A 17,857-nucleotide genomic window follows, 5' to 3' on the forward strand; every position below is an offset into this window, starting at 1 on the left:
GACGATCTGCCGGTTGGGTTCATGCCAACGTGACAATTTTGGCTGATGTCGCGATTGCAGTCGATGATCTCCCAACTGGTCTCAACCCCGATTGCAAGGCAATCGCCGGAGGCCCGTCGGCTGGACCCGCCAAAATCCGTTAGCCGTCAACGTCCCACAATAAGCTTTAGCGAACCGAGGAAAAGCGGTTCTGTTCGAAAATGGCCAAACCGCTCGTCCCATCGGCCGAATTTGATATCCCGTGACAGATCGTTTTCGAAGCGCTGTATGGCGGCGTCGTCGACAAAAGCCCACGCCGAGCAGGCACGGCGCGCCTCAGGGTTCAAGAGCATTTCGGGGCGACCGAAATACGCCTCGTTGAAGCCGTTGGTGCAGTCCAGCGGAATTGGAACCGGCAGGACCTCGGACTGGTCGCCAAGTGTGGCGGCAATTCCTTGCGTGGAAGGGTATCTGCTGGCTTCCACGGCGATGACCTCAGGACAGTAATGCTGAAGCCAGAAGCGATCGAGTTCGGCCGGCTCGCAGGTCATGATGACGACCGGACCGCGCGTCACTCGCCGAAGTTCACGAAGGCCGGCATCGAGATCCTTCCATTGGTGCACCGAAAAGGTGGACATGCTGGCATCGAAGCTGTCGTCAGGAAACGGCAGGTGTTCGGCCACCGCGTCGATCGCAGGAGCAAGCCCCGGTGGCCTCTGGCTGCGCATCGAACTTGACGGTTCAACTGCCGTCACCATGCGGCCGGTCGGCTCGTAGGATCCGGCGCCGGCACCGACGTTCAGCACGGTGCGTGCGTCCCCGAGTGTCTTCTCGATCAGTTCAGCAATCCGAGGGTCCGGGCGGCGAAAATCGGCATAGCGTTTGCCGATGACGCCGTAATTTGCATCGCCGGCGCTTTCATCGTGATGCCGTCGAGTATCGCGTTGCATCTGCACTCAAGAAAATCCTTGCTCTGCAGCAGCGACTGCGTCGCCTAAACCCGCTATTTCGGCCATTATGACGTTTCCTCTGGCAAGTCGAGGGAAATGACATCGCTATATCAGTATGAATATGAAGGTACTGAAGGGGCCAGAGTCAATCTGGCGACCTTCTGGGAAGGGGATCCCCGAATGACATATCTCCTTCGCCTTGGGACGAAGGGAGGCAGAAAATGGAATATAAAATTCGGCAAAACCAGCCTTGGCGTGTCGCGGCTCTGCATCGGCTGCATGACCTACTCGGTGACGCCGGATTCGAATCGAAGTCCTGCGTGTAAGTCGCAAACGGTACGTCGGTCGATCGCTTCAAGGTGTAATTGAACACGCCGGCCGGAGTTGTGGGTCTGTAGAGAGAGCCGGCAACCCGGTTCAAGACCTGGATGCCGGAAAGATCCTCGGCAGCGATCGCCGTCATGTCGGCACTATTGAGGCCGTCAAGTCGGGGGGCTGTACGATGGTGCCTTGAAAGCCTCGCGACTGGGCGCGACACGACATATCCTTGCTGGTTCCTGATCTCCACCGAGGGAAGAAACCGAAGCGTATCGCTGACGGTTTTCGTTTGCAGGTTTTGGATCAAGTCCTGCGGTATCACCGTCACTGAAGTGGGCGTATCGAGCAGCTTTCGGTTGCCGAGAGGTCCGAGGTTGGCAGTGTCGCTACTATATTGATGATTCGTCGCGGCATTGCGGACGCCCGATGCCGTATTGACGTCAGCTTGCGCGGCTGACCTCACTGGTGGCACCAATCGATGCACTGTTTCCCTGTTCCTCTTCGCGCTGATCTTCTGCGCGTTGGTCTTCGGCGCACTGGCCGGCTGAACGGCTTGTTCGCAGGGCAGAGGCCGCAGCAAGCCTTGCGTTGCAAGGGCCGAAAAAAGTGCGAGCCCATCTGGTCAACCCTGGCGGCGGGCACGCCAGTTCCGCTACCGTCACGTTCTTCATTCTGTCCGACGGGCGGATCCGCCCCGACAGTCTGAAGATCGTTGCAAGTAGCGGGCAATCCAAGATCGATGCGAGCGCGCTGCAAACCATCCGCGCGAGCGCGCCGTTCGATCCCCCGCCGAAGGAGATGAGTATCACGATCGTCGTCGATTTTGGTCGAAGAAGTTGAGCCTCAACTGAGGTCGGAAGTGTGGGATGCACTGCATCTGAAGGAAGCAGCTCACGATCCGTTATGATATTCCCATGGAATTACGCCCGGGATCGTGCTTCAACAGCCTCACGATGGGAGAGCCATTGTGGGGCGCCGACAGAACGACAGAACGACGTTGCAGTCCCCTCCTAGCTTCAATGAATTGTTGCGCAAGGGGTGGTTTGTCGTCGTAGTTGGGCTGCTCGCCGCGGGAATCTCAATTCAGCCACCAGGCGTTGCAGCGCAAGGAGCCAATCCGACCAAGGCCTTGCGTTCAGCCGCATACGACATTCCCGCTCAAGACCTCGATGCCGCACTCAACGTCTATATGAAAATCAGTGGTGCGCCGGTACTCTATGAGGCCCCTCTCACGACCGGCCGGCGATCAATGCCGGTGAAAGGGTATCTGGCGCCAGAGCCAGCGTTGCGTGTCCTGCTGTTGGGCACTGGGCTTGCGGCGCGGCGTGTTGGGAATGATGCGTTCAGCATTGTTGTCGCGGCTGCACAGGATGCCGATGCACCAGCGGCGCCATTGGCGCGAAGCAGCCATTTTGGCATGGTGCTGCAAGCGAGCGTTCTGAGGGCCGTTTGCCGCACCCCGCAAACCCGCCCTGGCAGCTACAGGATTGCACTCGCACTTTGGATCGGGCCGACAGGCAATGTTCAGTCCAGCGCGCTCATCGGTTCGACGGGCGATCAGGCGCGCGATGCCGCCCTTATTGCCGAGCTGCAAAACGTGACCGTCGGTGTTGGCCCTCCCGCGGGTATGTCGCAACCCATCATTCTGACTATCGCGCCACGGCCGCCTCGTGAAACGGGAGATTGCTCCGGCTGATCGGGACCAAAGGACAAACGTCCGGTAGTCAATCTGTCATGCAATCCGGATAGACCGGTGGCCATTTTTATCAACGGCCGCTTCCAGCAGGCAGCCGCGATGCGCGATACCGATCCGATCGGCGGGCTCGGATCAGAGCGATGGGCGCATGGGGAGCTCAAGGCGATGGGACTTCGGTTGAATCGATGGCAGATACGACATGGGCAGCCCTGCGTGGGCTGCTAGTTGAAAGATATGAGCATTTCCGGGGCCGCCTGACCCATCGACTCGGCTCGGAGGAACTCGCAAGCGAGAGCCTGCATGAAACATGGCTACGGTTGCACCGCGACGACCACATCGGCACGGTGCACAATGCGCCGGCCTTCCTGCTGCGCATCGCCGTTAACGTCGCGGTGGATCGCTTGCGTGGCGAGAAGCGGCGCGCGGACTGGTCCGAAATCGAAGCGTTGATCGAGGTCCCCGATACCGCCCCCGATCCAGCGCGGACGACACATGGACGCCTCGAGTTCGAGATGCTCGAGCAGGCGATCAGGGAATTGCCAAAGCGAACGCGTGCGATCCTTCTGGCGTCACGGCTGGAAGGGTTGACACATCGGGCGATTGCACAGCGGCTGGCAATTTCCAATCGGACGGTTGCTTATGAACTGAAGCGCGCGATCACGATATTGGAGGCGCGCCTTGAAAAAAACTCGCCGCCAGATTGCGTTGAAGCGCCGCCGGGATCGTCTCAGGAAGTAGAGCAGTAGAAGAGCCTGGGATTTCACCTGGGGTTGCATCGGGCAGTCGTGGCCCAAGAAATCAGCTATAAGAGAGCATGACCATCAAGGATTCCCAGGACGAGCTCGAGCGATTGCGACAGGAGGCTTGGGATTGGTTTCTCCTCGTGACCTCGGGCGACGCGACGAAGACCGATCTGGCCGACGTGGAACGCTGGCGGGCGCAGAGCTCGCTGCACGCTGAGGCCTTCGCCGAGGCGAGCAAGCGTTGGCGGGCGATCGGATTTGCGGGCGCAAACGTGATCCGGCAATGCGATCAACCGCCGCCCGCCCAAGGCCTTGGTCGGCCAGCCCTCATTGGACGCCGTGCATTGCTCGGCGGCGCGCTCGCTGTCTCCGCGGCAAGCATCGCGGTGCTGGTGCAACGGCCGCCGCTTGGCCTGTGGCCGTCATTGAGCGAATTTGCCGCCGACTATCGCACCGAAACCGGCCAGCGGCAGCAGATCGCGCTTACGGACGACGTCTCGATCGACATGAACACCCAAACCAGCCTCAACATTCGCAAGGCGGCTGACCGCCAGGTCGACCGCATCGAGTTGATCGTGGGCGAAGCCGCCATCACCACGCGATCGCGATGGGTCGAGGTCGTTGCGGCGAACGGTGGCATGTCGGCGGACAATGCCCAGTTCAACGTCCGTCACGACGGAACCGAGGTTTGCGTGACGTGCCTGGGTGGTCGCGTGCACATCGATCGGCAGGGCCTGTCGGCCATGATTGCACAAGGCGAGCAGACAACTTACGGCGCCCACGGTCTGGGCCAAACGACCGCCATCGACCCCGCTGTCGTTACCGGATGGCGGGAAGGCAGCCTCCTCTTTCGGGATCAGCCCCTGGAGCGTGTCATCGAAGAGGTCAATCGCTACAGGCCCGGAAAGATCGTCCTAATGAACGAAACTCTCGGCCGACGCCGGGTGACCGCTCAGTTTAAGCTCGATCAGCTGGATATCGTCATCACCCAGCTGCGCGAGAGCTTTGGCGCGCAGGTCACGGCTCTGCCCGGCGGCATCATGCTGGTGAGCTAAGCTCATCGTCTTTGTGGTGGTTAAGTCACCGCAAAACCTTCGGAATCCTGGCCAAGAAAAAAACTCCACGAACGCGTTGCAAACCCCTCTCGACCCAGACGTCTAGGAAATGTCGGAGCAATTCTCCGACAGGCCACAGCGACGGCCCGCATTCGTTTCGTTGAGAGGATTCCGCATGCCTATTCCAGGCGTCACATTCAAACGGCATTCTCGGCCATCGTCCACCCAGCCGCGATTCCTGCTCGGCAGAAGAGTTGCTGCGGCGTGGCTCGCCGGAACAAGCGCGCTGGCCCTGACGCTGGTCGGAACGCACGGCGCGGCTGCGCGGCCGTTCGGCAGCTACAGCGCGATGTCGGCGCCGACGATCGCGGGCGATGCTGCGGCTGCAGCGGCGCGGCAGGCCACTGAGGTTGCGAAGCAGAGCCAGGGCGCGCTGACACGGGCGAGCCAGGCGATCCAGGCCATGCAGGCCGCGCAATCTGCCGCGCGCAATGCCGCCGCGGCCTCGCAGCGCTCGACGACGCTGCCCCAGGTGGCGGTGCCCAATGGACTTGGTGCGGGCGGCCTGCAGGTGGCACCGGGTGCCGTGCCGGGCTCGGATCTCTGGAGAGGCGCCAATCTCCCGACGCAGGCGGCCGGCAGCAACGGCCAAACCGACGTCAACATCAAGCAGAACGCGCCACAAGCGATCCTGAACTGGCAGACTTTCAACGTCGGTGCGCGCACGACGCTGACCTTCGACCAGCGGGGTAATGCCAACTGGACCGCGCTGAACCGGGTAATTGGAGCCAATGTGGGCCCGAGCCAGATCCTCGGCAACATCAAGGCCGACGGCCAGGTGCTGGTGATCAACCAGAACGGCATTATCTTCGGCGGCGGCAGCCAGGTCAATGTCGGCTCGCTGATTGCGTCAAGCGCTGCGATCACCGATACTCAGTTCCTCACCCGGGGCATCTATTCGCAAACTGATCAGTCAACCGGCGTCCTCATCTACACGCCGGCTTTCACCAACGCCGGGGGTGAGGTTATTGTCGAAGCCGGTGCGCAGATCGCCACGCGCGCTCCCGCGACGGCGCAGGCCGGCGGCGGTTCGGTGCTGCTGCTCGGCACGGAGGTGACCAACAACGGCAGCATCATCACGCCCATGGGGCAGACCGCGCTGGTGGCGGGAAACAATTTCGTTCTACGGCGGGGATACGGAACGGCGTCCAGCACGGTCTCAACCACCCGCGGCAGCGAAATCGCCGCCACGACGCTGAATAGCGATAACAGCTGGTCTCCCGATGGCGGCGAGGTCGCCAATACTGGACTGATCCTGGCGCAGCAGGGCGATATCACCCTGGGTGGTCACACTGTGATCCAGGACGGCATTCTGATCTCGACCACGTCGGTCAACCAGCGCGGCACCATCCACCTGCTCAATTCGCGGTCAGATGCGACCGGCAGCGTCACGCTCACCGGCAACAGCGTGGCCCTGATCCTACCCGAGACCGATTCCGCAGCCCAGATAGTGCCGGGACTCGATCCTGGCCTGACGGCGCTGAACAGCCAGCGCGATGCGCTGATGACGCCGACGAGCGACACCAATGCGGGCGGGCAGTTCGACAACCGGACTGCGCTCACCGACCGGCAGGCGCTGTCGCGGGTCGAGATCGTCACCGGCGGCGTCGTCGATTTCCAGAACCGCTCGTTGACCATGGCCCAGGGTGGCCAGGTTGTGGTCCAGGCCGGCAAGCGGGTGTTCACGGAAACCGGCGCGACCATCGACGTCTCCGGCACCACCGGCACCGTGCTGGCGATGAACAGCAACAGCATCAAGGTCAATATCCAGGGCAATGAGCTGCGCGACAGCCCGCAGAACCGCGACAGCAAATCGCTGTTCAACAGCGACGTCTGGATCGATGTGCGCGATCTGACGCTGGTGCCGGCCGGCACCGGCGGCTATTCGTCCGACCGCTATTACACGCCGGGCGGTCTGCTGGAGGTCGGCGGCTATGTCGGCAATACCGGCCACAAGATCGGCGAATGGACCGCGGTTGGTGGCACTATCGTGTTGTCGGCACCGGAGGTCGTGACGCAGAAGGGCTCGATCTTCAACATCTCCGGCGGCTGGATGCAGTACCAGGGCGGCTACGTGCGGCAGACCTACGTGCTCGGTAGCGACGGCCGCGTCTACAACATCAACAACGCGCCGGCCGATATGACTTACACGGCGGTGGTGAACGGCTTTGTGGTCCAGCACAAGGTCGGCGGCAAGGTCGACGCGAGCCTGACCGAGATCTATTCCAACCCGTTCAAAGGCTCGGCGCGCTGGGAGGACGGCTACATCGTCGGCCGCGATGCCGGCCAGCTCATTCTGTCGACGCCGACCTCGATCTTCGAAGGCACCATCGTCGCCGACATCGTCGATGGCGAACGGCAGTTGAACAAGCGGCCGTCCGGCGTCACCGACGGTTACAAGCTGAGTCAGACCACCGTGGCGCAGTCGGGCTCGCTGATCCTCGCGGACTACACGAGGGGCATCGACACGACGGTGGGCTTCGTGACGGATGTTAAGTTCGACCGCAATCTTGCGGCCATCGCCGATCTACTGTCGCCGACCGCCGTGCTGCCTGAAGACCGCGTTAGCACCGCCTGGTTCGACAGTGATCGGCTCAATGCCTCCGGGCTGGGTGGCTTGACCATCAGGACCGGCGGCCACGCTGCAATCGACGCGCCGCTGACCCTGACGCCGGGCGGTCAGGTCGCCATGGCTGCACCGGTCATCGATCTCAACGCCGTCATTACCTCGCGCGGCGGCAACGTCTCCTTCAGCAACGTGGTTGACATCGGAACCGGCACGCTGCCGACCATCGATGGTAAGCTCGGCGTGATCCTGCATTCCGGCGCCAGCATCGATACCCGTGGGCTGTGGACCAACGGACTTGCCGATCGCGCCCATCTTTCGACGCTGGCCTTCGTCGACGGCGGCGATGTCTCGCTGGTGTCGCCCCAATCGGTGGCGCTGCAAGCCGGCAGTGTGATCGACGCATCCTCCGGCGCCGGCCTCCTGCCCGACGGCAAGTTCAGGGGCGGCAAGGGCGGTAACGTCACCTTGGTGGCGGACCTGACGGACAGGGTAAACGACCCTGTCGGGGACCCCTTGATCCTCCAGGGTACGGTCCGCTCCTATGGCGTGACCAAGGGCGGCACCCTGACGCTGCAGAGCGGCACCGCAATCAACATTTCGAACACGCCGCTGCTGGCCGACGGCGTGCTGGCTGCAGGAGAGGCGGCACCGACAGGCGTAATTCTGAACGAGAACGTGGTGATCACGGCGGGCACGCGGATGCCGCTGACTTTCAGCGAGAAGGTGAAGACGGCTCTTCCGGGCGAGGCGATACCGATTAACGTCACGCCGGATCTGTCGGCTCCGGTCGTGCTCGCCGCCGATTGGATCGTGCCGGACGGCCACTACGCGTACGACAGCAATTTTAACTTTTACGCTGGCGGCAGCACCATGCCGGCCGGCGCGCAGTTGCAAAGCATCGACTACCTGCAGGCGGGCTATGTGGTTCCACGAGATGCCTTTCCAAATGGAATCCTGCTTCAGTCCACGGTGACTTATACCTACGCGACCGGATCGATCGCGCCGAGGAGCATCGATGTCCCGTCCGGAACAATACTCCCCAAGGGTGCGGTGCTCGATCATGCCGCAGCCGTTACGCCGCCGCTCACCCTCGATCCCAGCCTGTTCAGGAGCGGCTTCTCGGACTACTCCATCAAGAGCTCGCTTGGCGTCGTTGTCGGCAAGGACACCACGGTCGACGTCACCATGCCGGTTTATCGGTTCACTGGTACGAACTACGGTGTACCGACCGGCAGCGACCCCGCGGCCGCGCTCGAGCTCTGGACACCGCCGCTCTACACCGAAGATCCCCTCAAGGGGCAACTGACCCAGCGCGCTGGTGCAAACCTGACGCTGAGCTCGGTACTTCCGTACACGTCGTCGTCATCGTCATCCGGAATCGCGATCGAGACTGGGGCCGTCTTGCGTGTCGATCCCGGTCACTCGGTGCGCCTCGACACCAACCGGCAATTGACGATCGACGGCACGATCGAGGCGCATAGCGGATCGATCGTGCTCAACAATCCCGCACAGATTGTTGAACCCGCGGCTCCTGGCCAATCGATCTGGCTCGGCAAGCACGCCAGGCTTGACGTGTCGGCGGTGGCGGCGACAGCGCAGGACGGTGCCGGCCGCCGCTATGGCGTCGTGCGCGATGGCGGTTCGATTGCGGTCACCGGTGGCAACAGTCTCGTAGTGATCCGGCCCGGCGCCGTGCTCGATGCGTCGGGCACAGGTGCGACGCTCGACATTCCGGACGGAGCCGCGACACGATCGACGTCCGCAGTCGATGTCGCCAGCAATGGCGGCGGCATCACGCTCCAATCGCGCTCAGGGATCTATCTGGATGGCAGCCTGCGGGCCGTCTCGGGTGGAGCGGGCGCGTCCGGTGGATCGCTGTCGATGGCGCTCGAGATCAGAATGCAGTCCGGCCTCGACTACACCCCTGTGGGAATCGATGCGGGGCCACGCTCTCTCACGATCAGCCAGAATTATGTCGCCGGCGGATTGCACGATGACGTGGCGCCCGGCGCGCTCGATTCTTCCTTGGTTTATGGTCAGGCCCGGATCAGCGCGGAGGAGATTGCTGCCGGCGGCTTCAGCAATGTGTCTTTGACATCCGCCGGCATGTTCGCCTTCGAAGGTGCGGTGTCGCTCAACCTGCCGCAGAGCATCTCGTTCAACGAGGGGGCGCTGGTGAGCACCGATGCGGCCAGTCCCGTGACAATCAGCGCCCCCTATGTCCTGCTTCAGGGATATGCGACGACTAAGCGGGTAACAGAAGTTACGCGTGTCTCTGTGAAACCGACCGCCGCGACCATGAGGATCGCCGCCGATCTCATCGACGTTCAGAACCAGGTCGAATTCGGCAGGAGCAGCCGTGTCCTCGATTCGAACGGCGTGGAGCTCGGTCTTTATGATCAGGCGGGCTTCCGCGCGATCGATCTGGTCAGCCGCGGCGACATCCGTTTCGTGCGCAACACCGGGGCGACGGGCATCAGTGCTAGCGGACAGCCCACATCGCTGTCGACGGTCGGCGATATCACACTGACCGCGGCCCAGCTCTATCCGACCATCGGTGCTCAGGGCGAAATCCATGCCGGGCTCGACCCCACCTTGTCCAACGCCCGGATCACGATCAGTCGCATCGATGATTCCTTGCCCCAGGCGCCGTTCTCGGTGTTCGGCAAATTGTCGCTCCAGGCGCCGGTCATCGATCAGGGTGGCATCATCCGCGCGCCGCTCGGTGACATCACGCTCGACGGCAGCCGCCAGGTGAATTTGCTTCCCGGCAGCATCACCTCGGTGAGCGCAGCCGGCCTCGTGCTGCCGTTCGGTGGGACGACGGACGGCTTGACCTACAGATACAATGGCGCAGATGTCACGTTCGGTCCCACCGATCCGGTGCGGTTCGGCGGCACCATCACGATGGCAGGGCCGCTGGTGACTGTGCAGCATGGCGCGACGCTCGACCTGTCCGGCGGCGGCGAGCTGGCGGGCGCGGGCTTCATTTCGGGGCGCGGCGGCTCGGTTGACGTGCTGACCACGGCGCTCGCCAACGCCAATCCGGCGAATTCGTTCAGCAAGGCGGGCAACGCGGTCTATGCAGTCGTCCCCGGCTATGCCAGCAACTATGCTCCGGTCGATCCGGGGCCGGGCGCAGCGCCCGGCGTCGGCCGACAGATCACCATTCCGGCCGGCGTTCCCGGATTGCCGGCGGGCACCTACACGCTGTTGCCGGCTCGCTATGCGCTGTTGCCTGGCGCATTCCGCGTTGAACTTGGTGATACCATGCGCACGCCGATCCCGGAGGCCGTCAAGCTTGAAAACGGCTCCTACGCCATCAGCGGCATTACGAGCATCGCCAATACGTCGATCCGCAATGCGCTGCCGACGCAGATGATCGTCACATCCGGCGCAACGGTGCGCACATACTCGCAATATGACGAGATGGATTACACCCAGTTCGCCCTCGCGAAAGCCGCGACGTTGAGCCAAGCGCGGCCCGCGATTCCGCTCGACGGCAAGACCTTGAACCTGCAATTCGATCCGGGCGCGAGTGAAGCGTTCATCTTTGACGGTACGGCGCTATTGCAGGCTGCGGAGGCGGGGCGCGGCGGGACGGCGAGTGTCGATCTCAGACAAGGCGGCTATGGCACGCCGCTCGAAATCTTCGGCTCGGCTCCGACGCCTGGATATGACGGCGTATCCGTTCGCGCGTCAGCACTCAGCGCGCTCCACGCGCCGCGGCTGTTGATCGGCGGCGAGACCCAATTCAACGTTGTGTCTCCCGCGACGATCGGTTTCAAGGGCGAGGCGAGGACGGTAATCGTGCGCGACGGCGCGCATCTGAGCGCACCTGAAATCTTCCTGATTGCGAGGCCAGCGTCGATTTACGACACATTTGACGGTGGCTCGATCACCATCGAAGCCGGTGCACGCCTCGACACGCTGGGCCAGGGGGCGGTGTCCTACGATTCGTCGAATGGATACATTTACGACCCCAGCGGCAACACGATGGTGGCGGTGTCGAACGGTTGGCTCAACTTCCTGCCACCCACCACCGCCGGAAGTATGGTGCCGGGCAGTATCAACATCGGAACATGTCCCAGTGGTGCGTGTTCGGGCGACACGCGGCTGCTCGCTGGCGGCACGCTCGCAGTGGTCACGGACGGCCGCGTACAATTTGGCGAGGCCTTCAGGTTCGGTGCGAAGTATCTTTCCATTGCGGTATCGACCATCAATGTGGGCGACGCGGCGTCAATGGCCAGCGCCGTGGTGCCGAACGGCTTCCTTCTGAACCAGGGCGTGCTCGACGGGCTACTCAAGGGCGATGCAATTCTCGGAGCGCCGACGCTGGAACGCCTGACGCTGGCGGCGCGGCAATCGATCAACTTCTTTGGCTCGGTCGATCTGAACACGATCGATCCGGCAACCGGCAAATACCTCCTGAACGAGCTCGTGCTGAACACGCCGGCGGTCTACGGCTATGGCGGCGCCAGTGACGTGACGACGATCACGACCGGCACGCTGTATTGGAATGGCGTCATGGGCCTGGACGAATTCGGCCAGCCGAACAGCGTTCTCCCAGGGCCCGTGATTCAGAACGGCCCGGGTACCGGCAGCGGCACGTTCAACATCAATGCCGATCGCATTGTGTTCGGTTTTGCCGAGACCGACCGGCAGCGCAAGGACGTCACGCTCGATCGCCTCATGCTCGGCTTCTCGACGGTCAATTTCGGCGCGCGCGATCGCGTCACCGCGAACGCCAACGGATCGCTGTCGGTCTACCAGGCCCAGGGCGATTATGTCGAAGGCAGCGGCTACGGCTACAGCGGCGGCACGCTGAACCTGATCACGCCATTGCTCACTGGTGAGGCCGGATCGGTCAACACCATCACGGCGGGCGGCGCGCTGACACTGCGCGCAGCGCCGGGGACCACCGCCGCACCGGTCACCAGCGACAATCTGGGTGCCGAACTGCATCTCAAGGCGGCCAGCATCACGCAGCTCGACACCACCATCGCGCTGCCGAGCGGTCGGCTGACCATGGACGCTGCGGGCGACATCGTGCTGGCATCGCCGTCGCGCATCGACGTCGCCGGCCGCGAAGTGACGTTCTTTGACGCCACCAAATATAGCTGGGGCGGCGATGTCGTGCTCACCAGCGCCAGCGGCAACATCATTCAGCAGGCCGGCGCGGTGATCGACATTTCCGCGGCCAACAACGATGCCGGCACGCTATCGGTCGAGGCGCTCGGCGCGGGCGCAGGACATGTCGAGCTCACCGGCCTGATCAAGGGCGACAGCACCGGAAGCTACGATATCGGTGGCGGCACCATCGTGGCGTATGACAAAGGCAGCATCGATGTCCGCGCCCAGACCCTGGCCGATTTCGCAGGGTTGAACGCGCGCCTGACCGAGGGCAGCGTCACCGGCGCCCGCACCTTCGTGCTCAAGCAGGGCGACCTCACGATTGGCGATGAGGTGAAGGCGCGTGCGGTGACGATCTCGGTCGACGGCGGCAGCCTGTCCGTGGCCGGCACGATCGATGCCCATGGCGACCAGGTCGGCACCATCCGCCTGTCGGCGCGCGACAATCTCAGGCTTGCATCCGGATCGATGCTGGACGCGCACGGCACCGTGCTGCGGGTCGACAGCTATGGCCAGCCGATCGAGGCGTCGAACCGCGCCACCATCGAGCTGACCTCGGCGGAGGGACGGCTGCAGCTCGATCCGAACGCCGTTATCGACGTGCGTTCGGCGGACGGCGTGCCGCGCGGCCAGATCAATCTCAATGCCAGGCGCACCGGCGAGACCTTCGGCGATGTCCAGATCGATGCCGCAGGTCCGCTCGACATCAGAGGGGCGCAGAGCATCGCGGTCAACGCGTTCTGGACCTACAAGCCGACTGGCGACAACGGCACCATCGTCCAGAACAATGGCGGCGTCGCTCCGGTTTTCAAGGATACCGACGGCGTCGAGTACATCGGCCTCGACCAGATTGATGCGCGCAGCCAGGATTTCATGACGAATGCGCTCGGTAACGGCGATCTGCTGGGGCGACTCTCGGGCCTCAGGAATTACAGCGACGCCTTCCACCTGCGTCCCGGCGTCGAGATCCGGGCCGACGGCAATCTCACGGTTTCGGGTGATCTCGATTTCTCAGGCTATCGCTACGACAGCCTGAACCCGCACAATGGAAAGACAGCGATCTACGGCTCGGGCGAACCAGGCGCGCTGGTGATCCGGGCCGGCGGCGACCTCAACATCTACGGCAGCATCACAGACGGCTTCGGCACGCCGGTGGCGCAGCCCGATAGCGACAACGGTTGGGTGCTGTTTCCGCCACTCGCCGGCATCCCAAACAATCCGTTCCCTGACAGCGCCATCGTTCCCATCGGCGTGACGCTGGCTGCCGGATCGACGTTCCCCGGCGATGGCACACTGAATTTCGCCATCCTGCTCGGCGAGGGAACGACGTTGAAGTCGGATGTCGTGATCCCGACCATGGTGACGCTGGCGCAGTCGTTCACCGCTCCTGCGAGCGGCATTGTGGCGACGGCGACGATCCAGCTACCAAACGGGCAGGTGTTTACCCGAGGGCGGATGATTCCCGGCGGGACGGAATTGCCACGCGACACGGTGCTTGCCGCCGGAACGAGATTGCCTGGTAGCATCACTATTCAGCAAGTGACTTGGCCGGCTGGTGCCGCTCTGAACATCATCGCCGGGCGCCCAACATTGGCGCAGGACACCCCCATCCCCGCCGGATCGGTCATTCCGTATCAAAGCGCGGTTAAGTTTATCAATGAGAATGGTGAAGCAGTGTCGAGCCTGCCGACGCGCAAGCCCGGTCCGGACGGAACCCAGGGCAAGAACTGGGCGACCGCGCCGATGTTGCCGGCAGGTTCGCTGTCGTGGTCGATGCGGCTGGTGGCGGGGGCCGACCTGTCGTCGGCCGACACCCGCATCTTGAGGCCGGGCGCTCGCGGAAGCGTCAATCTGTCGGACCAACATTACACCGGAGTGAGGCTATCGATCGATCCCAATAATTTCTACGGTTACATTCCCGGTGTGGATTCGCCGATTGACGTATGCACCAATACTCCGGATGCATGCATTGCCGATCCGGCAGGACAGTACTTCGCGACCTCGAATTTGCGCAGCGTGCTGCGCACCGGCACCGGCGATCTCGAATTGCTGGCCGCCGGCAACTACACCCAATACTCGCTCTATGGCGTTTACACCGCCGGGACACTGACGCCGGCGGCCGCTAATCCGGACGGAACGATACCCTATTATCCTGACCATGGTGGCAACGTGCTGCTGTCGGTTGGCGGAAGCATCACGGGCCTGACTGAATCGAACGACAATCTCGGCCCGTCATGGGGCTTCGCGATGACCGGCAATGGCGTCGGCAACTGGCTTTGGCGCCGGGGGGACCAGACCGGCAATCAGTCGACGGCCTGGTGGATCAATTTCGGCACCTATGTCGACGTCCCGGCGTTTGATGAAACGGTTGTTCGAACGGTAACCGGGTTCACCGGTCTAGGCGCGCTCGGCGGCGGCAATGTCACCGTTCTCGCCGGCGGCGACGTTGGTTCGTCCCGGTTCGGTGCAAGCATGAACCCCGTGCTCGACATGGCAATCGGCAGCACAGGCCGCGTCACGTCGGTCACGATGGACGGCAACATCGTCACCGGCGGAACCATCGATTTCACCGGGGGCGGCGACCTGACCGTCAAGGTTGGTGGGGGGTATTATGGGGGCTCGTCCGCGACGCTGACGAATTTGCGCGGCAATATCGATCTGCGCGCCGGATCGATTGGCGCCATCGACCTCTCTCTTGGATACGGAGCGCCGATACAAGATGATCCGCGGGCGCCTGATCCGCTGACGCCCTATTCTGCGTACAATCTCACTCTGGGGAATGGAGCGAGCGTCGTGCTGGGCGACGGCCACGCGACTCTGGCAACGCTCCGTGACCTCGTAATGCAGGGCGCCGGCGATCCCGGTCTGCTGCCAACCAGGAATCCTGACGTCCAGAGCTTTTTCTCGTTATCGACCTCCACCGCGTCGGTCGACCTGTTCTCTGCCGGCGGCAACATCGCTCCGCTGGCCGGTTCGCAACCGGTCCTCCGCGTTGCTGCTGCCAACGGCAATATCTACGGCGGCAACACGACATTCTTCGAATTGGCGCCGTCTCCCACGGGGCAACTCGAGCTTTTGGCGCAGGGGTCGATCTTCGCCAACGGCGCTTCCTACACCATGTCTGGCGCGCCGAACGATCCAAACTCGATCCCCAACCCCTTCAAGCCAACGTCCAACCCAAGTCTGTTCACCTTCGTCGCCGACACTCCGATCACTCATCTGCATGCTGATGACCAGGACCCGATCCGGTTCTATGCGGTGAACGGTGACATTATCGGCCTCAACACGGGCACTATGTTTCTCGCATCTGACCCAGGTGCGACACCCACCTATCAGGCCGCAAAATCGATGCGGATGCTTGCCGGACGCGACATCGTCAGCACCGGCGGCCTGATCATGAACAATGCCATGACCGATATCTCCGTGATGTCCGCCGGACGCGACATCATCTACGGCAGCCTCAGTGTTGCGGGACCCGGCCTGCTGGAGGTCACCGCGGGCCGCAATATCTACCAGGGCGACAAGGGCGTGCTGCACAGCGTTGGCACGATCGTCGACGTCAACCCGCAGAACCGCAGCGGCGGCGCCAGCATTGTGATGACGGCGGGCGCCGCGCAGGCCGGGCCGAACTATAGCGGGTTCGCCGAGCTCTACCTCGATCCGGCCAATGCCGCCGATCCGTCAAGGCCGCTGGGCGAGCAATCCGGCAAGGTGATCCAGACCGCTGATTCGATTGCCTCGCTCGCGGATCTCGCCACCTGGCTGAAGACCAAGGCCGGCTACACTGGCGAAGCGGCCGGCGCGCTGGCCTTCTTCAACAACCTGCCGGCCGACAAGCGCGCGACCTATCCATCCGACCCGCTGCTGTTCGCATGGCTGAAGGCGACACAAAACTACGCCGGCGACCTCGGCAATGCCGCTGCGTTCTTCCTCGGCCTGAAGACCGAGCAGCAACAGCAATTCACCTACAACGCCATGCTCACCATGTGGCTGCAGGATCGCTACGGCCCCGACCAGAAGCCCTTTGTCCAGGACGGCAAGACCTATGTCTTCACCGGCAACCAGGACGATGCGCTCGCCTTCTTCAAGTCGCTGCCGGTGGCGCAGCAGGGGATTCTGGTGCGCCAGGTGTATTACAACGAGCTGAAGGTCAGCGGCCGCGAATACAACGATGCCAACGGTCCGCGGCCGGGTAGCTACCTGCGCGGCCGCGAGGCGATCGCCGCGCTGTTCCCTGATCGGGCGGCCGACGGCAGCCCGATCAGCTACGCCGGCGATATCACGATGTTCAGCACGCTGACCCGCGATACTCTGGATGGCCCGCTGGTGCTGCGGGATGGCGGCGTCCGCACGGACTTCGGCGGCGACATCCAGACCCTGACGCCAGGCGGGCAGACGCTGGTCGGCGTCGAGGGTGTCGCGCCGGGCGCCGATGCCGGATTGATCACGCGGGGCGGCGGCGACATCCAGGTCTATTCGAAGGGCAGCGTGCTGCTAGGCCTGTCGCGCATCGTGACCACCTTCGGCGGCGACATCGTGATCTGGTCGGCGGAGGGTGACATCAACGCCGGCCGCGGATCGAAGACGACCATACTCTTCACGCCGCCGCGGCGCGAGTATGACCTGTGGGGCAATGTGAGCCTGTCGCCGGCCACTCCGTCGGCCGGTGCCGGCATCGCCACCCTCAATCCGATTGCGGAAGTCCCGCCTGGCAACATCGACCTGATTGCTCCGCTCGGCTCCATCGATGTCGGCGAGGCCGGCATCCGTGTCTCCGGCAACGTCAATCTGGCCGCGTTGCAGGTCATCAACGCCACCAACATCCAGGCCGCGGGCACCGTCACCGGCGTTCCCACGGTGCAGGCGCCGCCAGTGTCCCTGGTCACGACGAGCAACAATATCGCGGCGGCCACCCAGCAAACCGGATTGCCGCAGAATAACCGCTCCGATCAGCCGTCAGTCATTATCGTTGAATTCATGGGTTTTGGTGGCGGCGACGGGACGCCTGCGCAAGAACCGAAAGAGGACCAGCGCAAAAAGCTGGATGATCGGCAGGGCTATAACGACAACAGCGCGGTTCAGGTCCTGGGAGCCGGCTCGCCCACCGAGGCGCAATGGCGGAGGCTCGCGAGTGAGGGCAAGCTGTGATGGTCTCCAGAGTAAACGCGCGCAGCTAAATGTAACGAATGTGACACAATGTAACGAGATGTAACGAAAGATGTGACTCCGGCGCATCAATGCAGGGTCATTACTTGGGAATTACTTTGCGATGTTCTTTGTGTTGGTTCTCGCAGCGCAGTCGTGAAAGCCACTCGGCTGCTCGCGGCAATCACATGTTAAAGAATTCGGCGTTC

General features: G+C 62.9%; 7 protein-coding genes. 5 read left to right on the forward strand and 2 right to left on the reverse strand.

Features of this window, described 5'->3' with window-relative positions:
* Positions 1 to 146: 146 nt before the first annotated feature.
* Together ACZYOF_RS20225 and ACZYOF_RS20230 are read right to left on the reverse strand one after the other, a co-directional pair.
* A complete protein-coding gene (locus ACZYOF_RS20225) occupies positions 147 to 929 on the reverse strand; it encodes a class I SAM-dependent methyltransferase (RefSeq protein ID WP_463716876.1) in 783 nt (260 codons plus the stop codon).
* 145 nt (positions 930 to 1,074) lie between these two features.
* A complete protein-coding gene (locus ACZYOF_RS20230; protein WP_463716890.1) occupies positions 1,075 to 1,731 on the reverse strand; it encodes a TonB-dependent receptor plug domain-containing protein in 657 nt (218 codons plus the stop codon).
* Positions 1,732 to 1,853: 122 nt separating this feature from the next.
* Here ACZYOF_RS20230 and ACZYOF_RS20235 point away from each other — a divergent pair, with 122 nt between their 5' ends.
* The 5 genes from ACZYOF_RS20235 (at position 1,854) to ACZYOF_RS20255 (ending at position 17,651) form a co-directional block, all read left to right on the forward strand.
* The gene (locus ACZYOF_RS20235; protein ID WP_463716877.1) at positions 1,854 to 2,087 is read left to right on the forward strand and encodes an energy transducer TonB family protein; all 234 of its coding nucleotides are present in this window, start codon (positions 1,854 to 1,856) and stop codon (positions 2,085 to 2,087) included.
* Positions 2,088 to 2,214: 127 nt separating this feature from the next.
* Positions 2,215 to 2,943: an STN domain-containing protein gene (locus ACZYOF_RS20240; protein ID WP_463716878.1), complete on the forward strand. Its 729-nt coding sequence runs from the start codon at positions 2,215 to 2,217 to the stop codon at positions 2,941 to 2,943.
* Positions 2,944 to 3,128: 185 nt separating this feature from the next.
* Positions 3,129 to 3,689 carry an RNA polymerase sigma factor gene (locus ACZYOF_RS20245; RefSeq protein ID WP_463716879.1) on the forward strand — a complete coding sequence of 187 codons (561 nt, stop codon included), beginning with the start codon at positions 3,129 to 3,131 and terminating at the stop codon, positions 3,687 to 3,689.
* Between the two features lie 68 nt (positions 3,690 to 3,757).
* Positions 3,758 to 4,741 carry a FecR family protein gene (locus ACZYOF_RS20250; RefSeq protein ID WP_463716880.1) on the forward strand — a complete coding sequence of 328 codons (984 nt, stop codon included), beginning with the start codon at positions 3,758 to 3,760 and terminating at the stop codon, positions 4,739 to 4,741.
* A 175-nt stretch (positions 4,742 to 4,916) separates the two neighbouring features.
* The gene (locus tag ACZYOF_RS20255) at positions 4,917 to 17,651 is read left to right on the forward strand and encodes a filamentous haemagglutinin family protein (RefSeq protein WP_463716881.1); all 12,735 of its coding nucleotides are present in this window, start codon (positions 4,917 to 4,919) and stop codon (positions 17,649 to 17,651) included.
* Positions 17,652 to 17,857 lie beyond the last annotated feature (206 nt).

Source organism: Bradyrhizobium sp. LeoA1Lang (assembly GCF_055413685.1).